The organism is Bradyrhizobium sp. 604_D8_N2_3 (assembly GCF_051810765.1).
GTDB lineage: Bacteria > Pseudomonadota > Alphaproteobacteria > Rhizobiales > Xanthobacteraceae > Bradyrhizobium > Bradyrhizobium barranii.
This window is the reverse complement of sequence record NZ_JBPWPM010000001.1, coordinates 4,284,805-4,298,235: the sequence shown is the minus strand read 5'-3', so window position 1 is coordinate 4,298,235 and position 13,431 is coordinate 4,284,805. Positions and strand designations below refer to the sequence as shown.

17 protein-coding genes are annotated in these 13,431 nt (G+C 64.9%); 9 read left to right on the top strand and 8 right to left on the bottom strand.

Features of this window, described 5'->3' with window-relative positions:
• Positions 1 to 30 precede the first annotated feature (30 nt).
• A complete protein-coding gene (rplI, locus tag AB7245_RS20265) occupies positions 31 to 633 on the top strand; it encodes a 50S ribosomal protein L9 (protein ID WP_063983702.1) in 603 nt (200 codons plus the stop codon).
• A 36-nt stretch (positions 634 to 669) separates the two neighbouring features.
• Here rplI and AB7245_RS20260 read toward each other — a convergent pair whose 3' ends face one another.
• The 4 genes from AB7245_RS20260 to AB7245_RS20245 form a co-directional block, all read right to left on the bottom strand.
• Complete coding sequence (locus AB7245_RS20260; protein ID WP_247311414.1) at positions 670 to 1,137, bottom strand: PaaI family thioesterase; 468 nt, start codon at positions 1,135 to 1,137, stop codon at positions 670 to 672.
• A gap of 10 nt (positions 1,138 to 1,147) precedes the next feature.
• On the bottom strand, positions 1,148 to 1,744 hold the full coding sequence (locus tag AB7245_RS20255; protein ID WP_439034768.1) for a TetR/AcrR family transcriptional regulator: 597 nt from the start codon (positions 1,742 to 1,744) through the stop codon (positions 1,148 to 1,150).
• A gap of 108 nt (positions 1,745 to 1,852) precedes the next feature.
• Positions 1,853 to 2,827, bottom strand: coding sequence for a hypothetical protein (locus AB7245_RS20250; protein WP_439034767.1), 975 nt, complete (start codon positions 2,825 to 2,827; stop codon positions 1,853 to 1,855).
• Positions 2,828 to 3,139: 312 nt separating this feature from the next.
• Positions 3,140 to 3,343, bottom strand: a complete 204-nt coding sequence (locus tag AB7245_RS20245) for a transcriptional regulator (protein WP_166352720.1) — start codon at positions 3,341 to 3,343, stop codon at positions 3,140 to 3,142.
• A 541-nt stretch (positions 3,344 to 3,884) separates the two neighbouring features.
• On the opposite strand from AB7245_RS20245, the gene AB7245_RS20240 reads away from it, so the two are divergent.
• Positions 3,885 to 5,393, top strand: coding sequence for a replicative DNA helicase (locus AB7245_RS20240; RefSeq protein ID WP_063983703.1), 1,509 nt, complete (start codon positions 3,885 to 3,887; stop codon positions 5,391 to 5,393).
• A gap of 46 nt (positions 5,394 to 5,439) precedes the next feature.
• Positions 5,440 to 6,717 (top strand): alanine racemase, encoded by a 1,278-nt coding sequence (alr, locus tag AB7245_RS20235; RefSeq protein ID WP_439035748.1) that lies wholly within the window; start codon positions 5,440 to 5,442, stop codon positions 6,715 to 6,717.
• A gap of 150 nt (positions 6,718 to 6,867) precedes the next feature.
• Here alr and AB7245_RS20230 read toward each other — a convergent pair whose 3' ends face one another.
• The gene (locus AB7245_RS20230; RefSeq protein WP_071914679.1) at positions 6,868 to 7,092 is read right to left on the bottom strand and encodes a cysteine rich repeat-containing protein; all 225 of its coding nucleotides are present in this window, start codon (positions 7,090 to 7,092) and stop codon (positions 6,868 to 6,870) included.
• 50 nt (positions 7,093 to 7,142) lie between these two features.
• Between AB7245_RS20230 and AB7245_RS20225 the strand changes: the two genes are divergently transcribed.
• Both AB7245_RS20225 and AB7245_RS20220 read left to right on the top strand, forming a co-directional pair.
• On the top strand, positions 7,143 to 7,523 hold the full coding sequence (locus tag AB7245_RS20225) for a hypothetical protein (RefSeq protein WP_208086408.1): 381 nt from the start codon (positions 7,143 to 7,145) through the stop codon (positions 7,521 to 7,523).
• 68 nt (positions 7,524 to 7,591) lie between these two features.
• The gene (locus AB7245_RS20220; RefSeq protein ID WP_208086407.1) at positions 7,592 to 8,368 is read left to right on the top strand and encodes an exodeoxyribonuclease III; all 777 of its coding nucleotides are present in this window, start codon (positions 7,592 to 7,594) and stop codon (positions 8,366 to 8,368) included.
• 142 nt (positions 8,369 to 8,510) lie between these two features.
• On the opposite strand, the gene AB7245_RS20215 is transcribed toward AB7245_RS20220, so the two are convergent.
• The 3 genes from AB7245_RS20215 to AB7245_RS20205 form a co-directional block, all read right to left on the bottom strand.
• On the bottom strand, positions 8,511 to 9,323 hold the full coding sequence (locus tag AB7245_RS20215; protein WP_208086406.1) for a DUF4886 domain-containing protein: 813 nt from the start codon (positions 9,321 to 9,323) through the stop codon (positions 8,511 to 8,513).
• A 100-nt stretch (positions 9,324 to 9,423) separates the two neighbouring features.
• A complete protein-coding gene (locus AB7245_RS20210) occupies positions 9,424 to 9,792 on the bottom strand; it encodes a GFA family protein (RefSeq protein WP_028149720.1) in 369 nt (122 codons plus the stop codon).
• A gap of 77 nt (positions 9,793 to 9,869) precedes the next feature.
• Entirely contained in the window at positions 9,870 to 10,187 is a 318-nt protein-coding gene (locus AB7245_RS20205; RefSeq protein ID WP_208086405.1) for a hypothetical protein, read from the bottom strand.
• Positions 10,188 to 10,367: 180 nt separating this feature from the next.
• Between AB7245_RS20205 and AB7245_RS20200 the strand changes: the two genes are divergently transcribed.
• Genes AB7245_RS20200 through AB7245_RS20185 form a run of 4 tightly spaced genes read left to right on the top strand, consistent with a single transcriptional unit; the run spans position 10,368 to position 13,431 of the window.
• Positions 10,368 to 11,108 (top strand): FadR/GntR family transcriptional regulator, encoded by a 741-nt coding sequence (locus tag AB7245_RS20200; RefSeq protein WP_208086404.1) that lies wholly within the window; start codon positions 10,368 to 10,370, stop codon positions 11,106 to 11,108.
• A complete protein-coding gene (locus AB7245_RS20195) occupies positions 11,108 to 12,061 on the top strand; it encodes an NAD(P)-dependent oxidoreductase (RefSeq protein ID WP_439035747.1) in 954 nt (317 codons plus the stop codon). Before AB7245_RS20200 ends, AB7245_RS20195 begins: the two co-directional genes overlap by 1 nt.
• Before the next feature lie 10 nt (positions 12,062 to 12,071).
• Positions 12,072 to 12,755 carry an amino acid ABC transporter permease gene (locus tag AB7245_RS20190; protein WP_439034766.1) on the top strand — a complete coding sequence of 228 codons (684 nt, stop codon included), beginning with the start codon at positions 12,072 to 12,074 and terminating at the stop codon, positions 12,753 to 12,755.
• A 7-nt stretch (positions 12,756 to 12,762) separates the two neighbouring features.
• Positions 12,763 to 13,431, top strand: a complete 669-nt coding sequence (locus tag AB7245_RS20185; protein ID WP_439034765.1) for an amino acid ABC transporter permease — start codon at positions 12,763 to 12,765, stop codon at positions 13,429 to 13,431.

Below are 13,431 nucleotides of genomic sequence, written 5' to 3'. Positions count from 1 at the left end.
ACTCACTCAACACTTCAAAGGAGAACGAATATGGAAGTCATTTTGCTGGAACGCGTTAGCAAGCTCGGCCAGATGGGCGAAGTCGTGAAGGTTCGCGACGGCTATGCCCGCAATTTCCTGCTCAAGCGCGGCAAGGCGCTGCGCGCCACCGCCGACAACCGCGCCAAGTACGACGGCATGAAGGCCGATCTCGAGGCTCGCAACCTCCAGTCCAAGGGCGAGGCGTCCAAGGTCGCCGAGAAGATCCAAGGCAAGAACATCATCGTGATCCGTCAGGCTTCCGAAGCCGGCCAGCTGTTCGGCTCGGTCACGGTGCGCGACGTCGTCATTGCGTTCGAAGCCGACGGTGTCTCGCTTGAGCGCCCGCAAGTGCAGCTCGACGCGCCGATCAAGACCATCGGCAAGCACACCATCACCGTCGCCGTTCACCCCGAGGTCGAGGTCGAGGTTTCCGTCACGGTTGCGCGCAGCCAGGACGAGGCCGAGCGCATCAACCGCGGCGAGGACATCTCGACCCGCAATGAGGACCGCGATGCGGCCGCCGAAGCGATCGCCGCCGCCGGCGAGTTCTTCGATCCGGAAGCCCAGCAGGACGACGAGCCGGCGCCGGCTGCGGACGAGACCGAGAAGTAAGACCCGCGTTCGCGCAGGTTGCGACGCCCGGCCGCCTCAGGCGGCCGGGCTTTTCGTTTTCGCGGCGACGTCCTCGCTCAGCATCGCGATCGAAGCGAGCGCAGTTGCCGTGTGCTTCTCGACACCGCCGTTGACGCAAAACACGTCGGCCGCGACCACCGAGACCTGGCGGCCCGGCTTGATCACCCTGGCCCGGCAGATCAGCTTCTCGCCGACCGCAGGCGACAACAGATTGAGCTTGTATTCCGCCGTCAACGCCGGCTGGCCGCGCGAGGTCGCCGCCGCGATCGTCGTGGCGTTGTCGACCAGGAAGGCGGTGACGCCGCCATGGAAGAAGCCGTGCTGCTGGAGCAGTTCGGGCCGGCGTGCGACCGCAATTGTACAGGTGCCGCGCGACAATTCCGAGAGCTCGGCGCCCACCAGGTTCATAAACCCCTGCCGGCCGACATTGGCGTGGATGCGCTCGGCGATCGGACCGAATTCGGGATCTGCTTCGGCTCGCATGCGGCTTCTCCTATTGCTTGTGGATGCGATCGGGCGGGCGAAGCGCACGGTTGGCACAGGCGACAAGCGTGTCGGCTTCGCTGCGCGGATCGGCGCGGTCACGTCCCGAGAGAAGGGCGCGGCAGAAGATCTGGGCGGGGCCGATGAGCTGGCTGACGAACATCACCGGCGTCATCGGCAAAAGCTCGCCGCCGGCAACCAACGGCGCGCGCCAGCGCTCGATGCCTTCGGCAAGGCGCGCATTCTGCGCGCGCTGGGCGTCGCGGACGTCCTCGCCCCATTCGCTGCGCGAGATCTCGAAGAGATAGCGGGCCTCGCGCCGGCTCGACACCACCCAGTCGAGATGGGCCCGGATCAGGCGATCGATGCCCTGTCCGGCACTGGGCACCGGATCGAGCGCGGCCAGCACTGCGGCGTGATAGTGCCGCAGCACCTCCAGGAACAACGCACCCGCCAGTTCCTTCTTCGATCCGAAGACATGAAAGAAGCTGCCGTTGGAGGCGCGTGCCCGGGCGCGGATCGCTGCCACCGTCGCGGCTTCGAAGCCGACGCGGTCGAACACGAAAAGCCCGGCCGCCAACAGGTCGTCACGCACGCTCGTCGTCATCGACGCCTCCTGGAGCATAACTCTAGAGTAACGCTCTAATTGCGGTCAAGACAATGCGAAGGCCGCGATGCGTGCGGCCTTCGCAAATCGACGGAAAATGTGGCTCGCTTAGCGCGAAATCGGCGGTGTGGGCGGACCGGACGAGTCGGCTGGCGCCGCGGGCGGGGCCGCAGCGGTCGCGGGCGGCGCAGGCTCCAGCGGCTTGGTTGCCGGTTCGGAGCTCGCGGCCGGCTTGGGAGCAGCCTCCTCCGCCGGCTTGGCCTCGGCGGGCTTCGCGGCGGCAGACGGTGCAGCCGGCGTGACCTGCGGTACCGGATCGGGCCGCAGCGCCGGCGTATCGCTGCTGCGCGGCTCGACCTTGGCGCTATCCGGCCTGGCCTCAGCCGGCTTCTCCGCCGGCTTGTTCTCGGGCTTCGCCTCGTCACGGCCGGGCTCGACCTTGGCCGTGTCGGGCTTGGTGTCGGACTTGGTCTCGGCCTTCGGTTCGCTCTTCTTGTCTTCGATGGCCGGCGCGGCGGCGTCGACCTTCGGTGCTTCCTCGGTCCCGGGCTTGCCGCGACGCTTAGCCTTGCGTCCCTCGGGCGCTGCCTGGCCCTCGGGCCTCGCACCTTCCTTCGATCCCTCCTCGGGTGGCCGTGCCGCGCGCTTCTGACGCGCCCCCTCGGACGCGGGAGCGGCAGCCTCGCCGTCCGGCTTGGCGGCGTCCTGGGAGCGCTGGCGGCGCCCCTGATGGTCCGGCGCGGTATTGGCTTCCTTCTCCTTGGCGCCGTCCTTTTTGTCCTTGCCGTCCTTGGCCTGGTAGCGGGTGTCGGTGGCACCGTTTGAGACGAGATAGGACGCGAGCACGCCGGCCATGTCGGAGCTGGTCGTGTAGTGCTGGCGCAGGAAGCCCGGCAGCGAGCCCGGCGCCACCGTCTTCAACAGGCCGCGCGGGCTCTTGTGGCAGGCACTGCAGGTCTGCGCGAAAAGCTGGGATGGGGCCTTGCCGGCCTCGAGGTTCGTCGCCTGCGCAAGAACGGTATCGGTCGCGCCGAAGCCGATCAGAAGCAATACCGTCGCGAGGCTGAGCGCTCGGCTCGACATTCCCATCATCTCCATTGAATTTACGCGAATGCAGCCGGCATAAGGCGCGGCGGCGGGTCACCTTTTAGCGGATTGAGCCGCGAATGGAAGCAGCCTCCACACGCAAGGATGTGATTAAGCGCTTTTGGAATATCGGCTGTGATCACAGCGCAATAGCGCTGCAGCTTGTTCGAGTGCCGGTGGCCTCGTGAGACGACGCGTCGCCTGTCGGAAGCGGCACATCGTCGCAAAGTCACGACGCCGCAGACACCCGTCATCGTGCGCGCGAAGGCGGCGCCGAACCCGGGCCTGACGCTGGTTGGTGAATAAATCCTAATGACGCAGGGTCGAGATCTGGGACGATCGGAACGAGGCTGTTAACGCCAGTTGCGCCCGCAGCTCCGCAAGAGTCTCGGGCGAGACCGGCTCGCGCCGCACTTCGGGCCGCTCGGCGTGCTGCATGGCCGCGATGAGGCCCGACAGCCAAAGCCGGCTGGCCGCCTCGCTTCGCCAATTCTGCTGCCGTTCTGGCCGCATCGCTCGCCTCGTTCCCTGGTGGCGGGAGACAACCCCCCGCCAGCCTTCCTGTTCCGGGTCGTACCCCGAAAGAATCCGGGGAGATGTGATCTGTTTCACATAAGTCTCGTCGGGCCCGGCTTAGACCGTCGCCATGAGCAAGCGGACCCAAACCTCATTCGACGTGCAGGACGACCTCCGCACCGATTACGCCCTGATCGCCACCGGCGTCGGAGCGGCCCTGGTTGCGCTGGTCTACCTCCTGCTGGTCTGAATCCGAGCCCAAAGCTCCCGGCGTGCGTCATTTCGCGCGCTTCTTGATACGTCTGCGCGCCAATCCATTAGGTTCATGTCACCCGGAGTTTTCCGTGGCGCGGTCACGGCCGCTTCCGGGACGGGCGAGTTCCGCAAAAACCGTCAAGCGCGGCGCGTGCCGCGGCTGCCAATCATCCACCATTTTAACTGAGCGGTTGATAGCGGTCAGCTTTTGCTTCCGCTTTGGCCTGAGGCGGCGCTTTATCCCGGCCCCGTATCCGCCCCAGAAAATTGCTAACGCTCGACCATGGCCCTGACTGATTCGAACGTCCTCAAACTCGCGCCCGAGCCCGGAACTCCGGCGTATCGGAGCGCGCCGCATAATATCGAGGCGGAACAGAGCCTTCTCGGCGCGATCCTGGTCAACAACGACGCCTTCTACCGCGTCTCCGACTTCCTCGAGCCGAAGCATTATTTCGAGCCGCTGCATCAGACCATCTACGAGACGGCCAGCAGCCTGATCCGGATGGGCAAGATCGCCACGCCCGTCACGCTGAAGACGTTCCTCCCGGCCGACACCGATGTCGGCGGCATGACCATCGGGCAATATCTGGCGCGGCTCGCGGCGGAAGCGACCACCATCATCAACGCCCAGGACTACGGCCGCACCATCTATGATCTGGCGCTGCGACGCGACCTGATCGGCATCGGCGAAGACATGGTCAATGTCGCCTATGACGCGCCGGTCGACTTCGCACCGCGGGCGCAGATCGAGGACGCCGAGCGCCGCCTGTACGAACTCGCCGAATCCGGCCGTTATGACGGCGGCTTCCAGAAATTCTCGCAGGCGTTGGCGGTCGCGGTCGATCTCGCGGCCAAAGCGTTCCAGCGCGATGGAAAGCTGTCCGGCATCTCGACCGGCATGCGCGACCTCGACACCAAGATGGGCGGCCTCCAGCACTCCGACCTCATCATTGTGGCCGGACGCCCGGGCATGGGCAAGACTTCGCTGGCGACCAACGTCGCCTACAACGTCGCCAAGGCCTATGTCGGCGAGGTCCAGGCTGACGGCACCATGAAGGCCGCCAATGGCGGCGTGATCGGCTTCTTCTCCTGCGAAATGTCGGCCGACCAGCTCGCCACGCGTATCGTCGCCGAGCGCACCGGCATTCCCTCCTCCCACATCCGCCGCGGCGGCATCTCGGAAGCCGATTTCGACAAGATCCGGGAAGTCTCGATCGAGCTGCAGTCGCTGCCGTTCTATGTCGACGCGACCGGCGGCCTGTCGATCGCGCAGCTGATGGCACGCGCGCGCCGGCTGAAGCGGCAGAAGGGCCTCGATCTCCTCGTGATCGACTACATCCAGTTGCTCTCCGGATCCGGCAAGCGGAGTGACAACCGAGTACAGGAAATCACGGAGATCACGACCAGCCTGAAGGCGCTGGCCAAGGAGCTCAACGTTCCCGTGATCGCGCTGTCCCAGCTCTCACGCCAGGTCGAATCCCGCGACGACAAACGGCCGCAGCTCTCCGACTTGCGTGAATCCGGATCAATCGAGCAGGACGCCGACGTCGTCCTGTTCGTTTACCGCGAGGAATATTACCTCGCCATGAAGGAGCCCCGCCCAGGCACGCCTGAACACGAGAAGTGGCAGCTTGACATGAGTCTTGCGCACGGAAAGGCCGAGGTCATCATCGGCAAGCAGCGCCACGGCCCGACAGGCACCGTCGATTTGGCGTTCGAAGCCTCGGTCACGCGGTTCGGCGACCTCGCGCCTGACAGTCAGTTGCCGGTTCGCAGCGGCAACGACTACTGAGTTCCTTGAACCAGACCGGCCTCTTGCGTAAAACGGCGCCATGACAATGGCGTCCGACCCGAAAATGATTCCGCAAGCTGGCCTCCTCTCCGCGGCGGCCAATCAGGCTGCCGCGCTCGCAGCCTATGGCGGCGTGCTCACCGTCGATCTCGACGCCATCATCGCCAATTGGCGCAAGCTCGAGAAGACGGCCGTGCCGGCCGAATGCTCGGCCGTGATCAAGGCCGATGCCTATGGCTGCGGCGCCGCGCAGGTCTCGCGGGCCCTGAGCAAGGCCGGTTGCAAGACCTTCTTCGTCGCCACCATCGAGGAAGCGCGCACTGTGCGCGAAGCCGTGCCGGAAGCCGCGATCTACGTGCTGGGCGGCTATTTCCAGAACACCGGCGAGCACTACGCCAGGATCAATTGCCGGCCGGTGATCGGCGACCTCAACGAACTCGCCGAATGGGACGTGTTCTGCCGCCGCACCGGCTGGACCGGGGGCGCCGCTGTTCACATCGACACCGGCATGAACCGGCTCGGCCTGACGCTCGCGGACGCGCAGGCCATCATCCCCCGCATCAATGCCGGCGATCACGGCATCACGCTGGTGATGAGCCATCTGGTCTCGGCCGAGCAGCTCAACAGTCCCGTGAATGCAAAACAGCTGGCAACCTTCCGCGGTATCGCCAGCGAATTTTCCGGCGTGCCGGCTGCGCTTGCCAACTCCTCCGGAATCTTCCTCGGCGCGCCCTTCCAGTTCGACCTGGTGCGGCCGGGCGCAGCGCTCTACGGCGTCAACCCGACGCCTGAGGCCGACAACCCGATGCAGCCGGTGGTCGACCTCAAGGCGCGCATCGTGCAAACCCGCAATGTCGAGCGCGGCGAGAGCGTCGGCTATAGCGGCACCTGGACCGCGCGGCGGCCGACAAAACTCGCGATCATCGCGGTCGGCTATGCCGACGGCTATTTCCGCGCCGCCAGCTCCAATGACGGCACCCGCGGCGCCGAGGTCGTTGTCGCCGGCAAGCGCTGCCCGGTCGCGGGCCGCGTTTCGATGGACCTGATCGCGATCGACATCACCGATTTGGCCCCGAATGCGGCGCGGCGCGGCCACATGGTGACGCTGCTCGGCGAGGGCATCACCGTCGACGAGCTCGCGCATCATTTCGGCACCATTGGCTACGAGGTGCTGACCAGCCTCGGCCACCGCTACGCCCGCGTCTACAAGGGCGGCAATGAGGTGGAGCCGCTGGTCAAGCCGGAGCCCGCGCCGACGGCCGAGCAGTCGCCCTCCCCGCCGCCGATCGAGCAGCCCGCGAGCCCGCCGCCGCTGCCGAGTTAGGGACGCGCCCGTTCTTCGGGCGCGGCGCAGCGCTCCTTCAGCAATGCGCTGCAGAGCCGGGGCCATCTCCCCGCACCGTACTGTGTCGCTTTCTGGGTCCCGGCTCTGCGGAGCAGCGTCACACGCTGCGCCGCGTCCGGGACACGAGACTTACTTCTTCCGGCTGTCGAGCGCCGTCTTGCAGGACGCGCTGAGCTGATCGCGCTTGGCGTTGAGGCAGGCGATGATCTTGCCACCACCGGGCGCGATGCCGGCGCAGAATTTGTCATAGTCCGCCTTGCACGCGCCGCGTGGATCGGACGATTGTGCCGACGAGACACCGGAGAACGCGACGACGAATGCGACGATGGCGAGGCTCAGACTGGACTTCAACATGGATTTGGATCTCCGGTGGCGGCGCAAACGACCGCGGCCGCAATCTCTACATGAAGATTGCGGCACTCAACGTCAACCGAATCTGTCCGACGACCGCGCGGCGAAGCCTGATGTCGCTAGGGGCGATGACGCTTCGTCGATCTCATCGCGCTCGATTATCCGCGCACCTTGTTATCGATAACCCACGCATCCATGCTCTCTTTGCACGCGTTGCCGATATGGCTCCTGTACCTGTTCAGGCAAGCAACAATGCGCCCGCCCCCCGGCACGACACTGGGGCAGTATTTGAAATATTCCACCCTACAGGCGATTTCCATTTTCTCGGCAGCAAGAGCCACTCCGGAAAATGCGGTTGCGGCCACGACTACGGCAAGGCAAAGCTTGGTCATCGTCAAACCTCCATCGTGTCGATCGGCAATTTTGGGTTGTAAGCATACATCGTGGAACGCCGATGACAACGGTTGCGAGTCATTTCTGAAGATTTCCAGTCGTTGGGCCCATGAGGATCGCGACGTTCAACATCAACAATGTCAACCGCCGCCTGCCCAACCTGTTGCGTTGGCTGAGCGCGGCGAAGCCTGATGTCGTCGCGCTCCAGGAACTGAAGGCAGCCGACGGCGAATTTCCGGCGGCAGCCATCGAAAGGGCCGGCTACGGCGCGGTGTGGTGTGGACAGAAGACGTGGAACGGCGTCGCCATCCTCGCCCGCAATGCCGAGCCCATTCTCACGCGCGATCGCTTGCCGGGAAAGCCTGATGATCGCGAAGCCCGCTACATCGAGGCCGCCGTGCGCGGAATCATCGTCACCAGCATTTACCTGCCGAACGGCAATCCGCAGCCGGGACCGAAATTCGACTACAAGCTCGACTGGTTCGCGCGGCTCAAGCGCCACGCCAAGACCTTCATCAAGCAGGATCTGCCCGTGGTGCTCGCCGGCGACTACAACGTCGCGCCTGATGAGATCGACATCTATCCGACGCGGTCATGGGACAAGGATGCCTTGATTCAGCCGAAGAGCCGCGCTGCATTTGCCTCGCTCATTGAACAGGGTTGGTGTGATGCGATCCGCGAACTGAATCCGGACAAGCGCATCTACACGTTCTGGGACTACAAGCGAAACCGCTGGCCGCGCGATGCCGGCCTGCGGCTCGATCATCTCCTGCTCAGCCCTGCCCTCGTCTCGCGGCTGGCCAGGGCAGGTGTCGACAAGAAGGTGCGCGGCGAAGATGGTGCGAGCGATCACGCGCCGGCGTGGGTGGTGCTGAAGGAGCGTTGACGGTGCCGTAGGGTGGGCAAAGGCGCTCTCGCGCCGTGCCCACCATCTTCTATCGCGAGTAAGGTGGCGGGCACGCTTCCGCCTTCGCTCTTCGAGCTACGGTGGACAAGTCGCTTTGCCCACCCTACGAGATCACCCGAGATCACCGCCCGTAATAGTCTTGCACCGTATCCCACGCCGCCTTTTGCAGCAGTTGGGTGGTCTCCGCATCCAAGCCTATCGTATAGGAGTTGCCGACCGGCGAGCGCCCGGTCAGCGCGGCGAGGGTCACGCAGGTTGCGAGGTACGTGCCCGCCGGACTCGGGTGCCGCTTGTCCGGCGCATAGAGATTGAGTTCCGGCTGGAGCTTGCGCACGCGCGCGAAGGCGAGGCCTGCGGGGATCACGAGCGCATCGTTGGCATTGCCCGCGGTCGTATAGGCCTCGGCCAGAGCCTCGGTCATCTCCGGCTTGTCGGCATAGGCCCAGGACATAAAGAACACCGGCCGCATGCCGTGGGCACGGACGATCTCGCTGTCCTTCTTGGCGAAGGTCGCGAACGCGTCCTTCAATTGCGGATGGATCGGGCACTGGCTGCAATCCATCATGACGACGGCATCGAACTGCCTGCCCGGCTTGTTGAAGACGACGTTGTTCTGGTCGTCGAAGGAATAGGCGCCGATGCCGCCCGGCCGCAGCAGGTTGTCCATGTCGTGCCAATCGAGGCCGGAGCCGCCGATCGTGGCCATGGTGTTGCGGTACGCCGCCTTGTTGTCAGCATCAGCCGCGCGCTCCATGAAGGAGAGATGCCCGGGCATGCCGTTGTTGTAGTAGAAGAAGCTGTTGCCGACGAACAGCGCGGCCTTGAGGAAGTCAGGTCCCGATGTCGTGACCTTCGGTTTGGTCTGCGCCTGCGCGTTGAAGCCGGCTGCAACGGCCAGACACATTGCGAGCATCACTCGCGCAAAAAGACGCATCGTGGCTTCCCCCCTTTTTCTCTGGGGCCGGACCAAATCAGCTTTTCAAAATCGCCTCAAGGTCACAAACGCGCAGCGGACATGCGCGCGCCCTGCATGCTCACCACAAATTCCTGCCGTCGATCATATTCACCGGCACGGCATCGAGATCGAAATCGTCGAACAGCCGCGCGTTCACGGCAACCTTGGGATTGTCGAAATCGGCCTTGCCGGTCGACCAGTCCGGCGACTCCGAATAGGTACCGCAGCCGCAGCTCGCGCAGAAATGATGTTTGACCGTGCGGCTGCCCCAGAGATAGGTCGCGACATTTTCCGGCGGCGACAGCAGGCGAAATTGCGCCGGCGTGTAATAGGCCCACAACGCGCCCCGCTTGGCGCAGAGTGAGCAGGTGCAGCGCGTCACGCTCGCCGGCACCTCCGTCACCTCGAACACCGTCTCACCGCAATGACAGCTTGCCTCGATCGGCATGGACCCGCTCTCCGTTTTGTCAGGAGATGGTCGTAGCCTGCCCCTGCTGCCAACATGCTGTCAGCAGCGCAACTCGGTCATGGAGCCTCGTTCGCGGACAGCCGCCTGGCGTTCGCGGCCACGTGCTCGCGATAGCGCTGGACGATGGCGGCCGGCGTTGCTCCCGCAAGCAGGCTCGCGGCCGCCTCGAAAGCCGCGGCGATCTTCTCGCTGACCATCAGCGCGGCCTCCTGCCGGGCGCCCTCGTCGCCGTGGCTGAGCTTCTCGCAGCGCAGCCGCACCACCTCGCTCGCTTCGACCGCGAGCATCGCGCTCGCATACCAGGGAAAGCCGTTGTCGGATCCGCTGAGCGCCGCATGACGGTCGAGGGCGGAGAAAGAACGATGATCGGGCATCGCGGACCTCAAGTTCTTTGAGTGAGCGCTCCGATCAATACGCCTCAAATTTGAAGGATCCGGCCGGGGAACCGATCGGATTGGCCGCGCCTGCGACACCCGCAATTAACCAAGGCTCTTGACGCCGACGCTCTGGTTAGCCTACTGGTCTGACCAAGATCAGACCAAAAAGAGACCGGGATGGAAGTGAAGCGGGCCGCTGAGGGCGAAAAAGGGTTCGAGAAGGTGTTCGCCTTCCTGCGCGAACGCCTGCTTGCGGGCTCGCTCAAGCCCGGCGACCGCCTGATTTCCGAGCGCGAGCTGGCGACCCTCCTCGGCGTCAGCCGGCCGATCGTCCGCGAAGCGCTGCGCGCCCTCACCGTGCTCGGCATCGTCGAGATCCGCGACCGCATCGGCACTGTGGTGACACAGCCGGACGTCTCAGTGCTGAACGACTTCTTCACCTTCGCGCTCGCCCAGCAGGCCGACATGCTCGATGACGTCATGCAGGCGCGCGTCGCGATCGAGTGTCAGGCGATCCGGCTCGCCTGCGAGCGCGCCAACATCGCCGATTTCGAACGCCTGCAGCGTGCGCTCGCGAAGATCGGAGAGACGATCGACGAGGCGGATGCCGGCGGCATGGCCGACTTCGAATTCCATCGCGCCATCGTCGTGGCATCGCATTCGGAAACGCTGACGGTCCTGCACGGTTCGCTGGCGGGACTGCTGACGCATTCGCATCGCAGCCGCCGCGAGCTGGTGCAGGCCTTCCCGTCGATGAAGACGTACCTGATCGACGACCACCGGCGCATCTTCGACGCGATCATCGCGCGCGACCCCGAGCGAGCAGATGCGACGCTGCGTAAGCATTTTGCCATCGGCGACGAATACCGCAGGCGCGCCGTCGTCGGCGACATCGACAAGACCAGCGCCTCAGGCTGATCGCGGCAGGCCAACAAGCAAGAAACCAATCAACCAAGAAACGGACGACTGACATGGGACGGAACGACAAGGGCAATGTCGGCTTCATCGGCATCGGCACGATGGGCCGCGAGATGGTGCGCAACCTCCTGGTGGCCGGGCATGCGGTTCGTGTCTTCGATCTCAACGAAGCAGCCTTGGCCGACAGCGTCAAGGAAGGCGCGGCCGGCGCCAACAGCCCCGCCGACGCCGCGCAAGGCGCTGACATCGTCATCACCATGTTGCCCGACACGCCTCATGTCGAGGCGACCGTTTACGGCGAACATGGTCTCCTGAAGTCTCCCCCGCCCGGCAAGCTGATCGTCGACATGAGCACGATCTCGCCGGTCGCCGTCCGCCGCATCCATGCCGACCTGCAAAAGGCCGGCGTCAGCTTCATCGACGCACCGGTCTCGGGTGGGCCGGTGGGCGCCAAGAACGCCGCGCTCTCGATCATGGCCGGCGGTGATGCGGCCGCTTTCGCCCAGGCCGAACCGTTCTTCCGCGCGATGGGCACGACCATCACGCATGTCGGCGCGGCCGGCGCCGGTCAGACCGTGAAACTCTGCAATCAGTTGATCTGTGGCATCAACATCCAGGCGATCTGCGAGGCACTAGCGCTCGGGCGCGCTTCCGGCATCGATCTCAATCTGCTGCGTCGCGTTCTGCTCGGCGGCTCCGCCGCGTCCTGGATGCTTGACAAGCTCGGCCCCGCAATGATCGCGGGCGACGTCTCCGCCGGCTTCCGGATCGATCTCCAACTCAAGGATCTCCGCCTGGTGCAGGAGCACGCACAGGCGCTGAGCGTGCCGCTGCCCGGCACCGCGCTCGTCACCAGCCAATATGTCGATGCGCGCGCCCATGGCGAAGGCAGCAACGGCAATCAAGCGCTGTTCCGCGTCTATGACCGCATGACCAACCAGGTGACGGGCTGAAGCCGATACGATGAGCCTCCAACTCGACTTTCCCGCGGTGCTGGAGCGTTGGCCGAATTTTCTGGCCGGCGCGGCGCTGACGCTGGAGTTGGCGGCCTTTGCGACGGTGCTCGGCGCCCTGTTCGGCACGCTCGCGGCCGTCGGCCGCGGCTCGCGAAGCTCGCTGATCGCGGGCGCCTGCAAAGTCTATGTCGAGACCATCCGCAACACGCCGCTGCTGGTCCAGATCTTCCTGGTCTATTTCGGCCTCGCCAGCCTCGGCCTGAAATTCTCCGCCTTCACCGTGGCGGTGGCCGCGTTGACGATCAATGTCGGCGCCTACACTGCCGAGATCATGCGCGCCGGCTTCGAAGCGATCCCGCGCGGACAGATCGAGGCCGCCGAAGGACTGGCCCTGTCGCGCCTGCAAATCTACTGGCACATCATCCTGCTGCCGGCGATCGAGAAGGTCTATCCGGCGCTGACCAGCCAGTTCGTGCTGCTGATGCTGGCCTCCTCGGTCTGCTCGCAGATCTCGGCGGAAGAACTCACCGCCGTCGCCAACTACATCCAGTCGGACACCTATCGCGCGTTCGAGACCTACATCATCGTCGCCGTGCTCTACGTCATCCTGTCGCTGGTGATGCGCGCGGGCTTCTGGGGCCTCGGCCTCGCGCTGTTTCCGCGCCGGCGCCGGCTCGGCACGCCGTTGTGAGATGACCATGGGCGGACATCTCAACATCAATCATCTGATGTTCCTCGGCCAGGGCGCGCTGTGGACGATTGGCCTGTCCGTGATCGCGCTGATCGGCGGCGGCATCGTCGGCTTCGTGATCGCGCTCGCGCGCATCTCGCCGCTCAAATCGGTGCGGATCGCTAGCGGCGTCTACGTCCAGCTGATCCAGGGTACGCCGCTGCTCGTCATCCTGTTCCTCGGCTATTTCGGCCTCGCCGCGATCGGCCTCAAGGTCTCGCCGTTAGCTGCCGCCGGCGCTTCGCTCACGCTCTATGTCTCGGCCTATCTCGGCGAGATCTGGCGCGGCTGCATCCAGTCGGTGCCGAAGCCGCAATGGGAGGCCGCCGAAGGACTCGCGCTGAGCCGGACCCAGCGCATGCTGAAGGTGATCCTGCCGCAGGCGATCCGCATCGCGACGCCGCCGACCGTCGGCTTCATGGTGCAGATCATCAAGAATACCTCGCTCGCCTCCGTGGTCGGCTTCGTCGAGCTGATGCGGTCGGGCCAGATCGTCAACAACTCGCTGTTCGAGCCGTTCGCCATCTACGCGATCATCGCCGTCGTCTATTTCGCCATGTGCTATCCCCTATCCCTGTTCAGCCAGAAGCTGGAACGGCGGATGGGGCGTGGCAGGTCCAACCTCGCACCAGCCTGA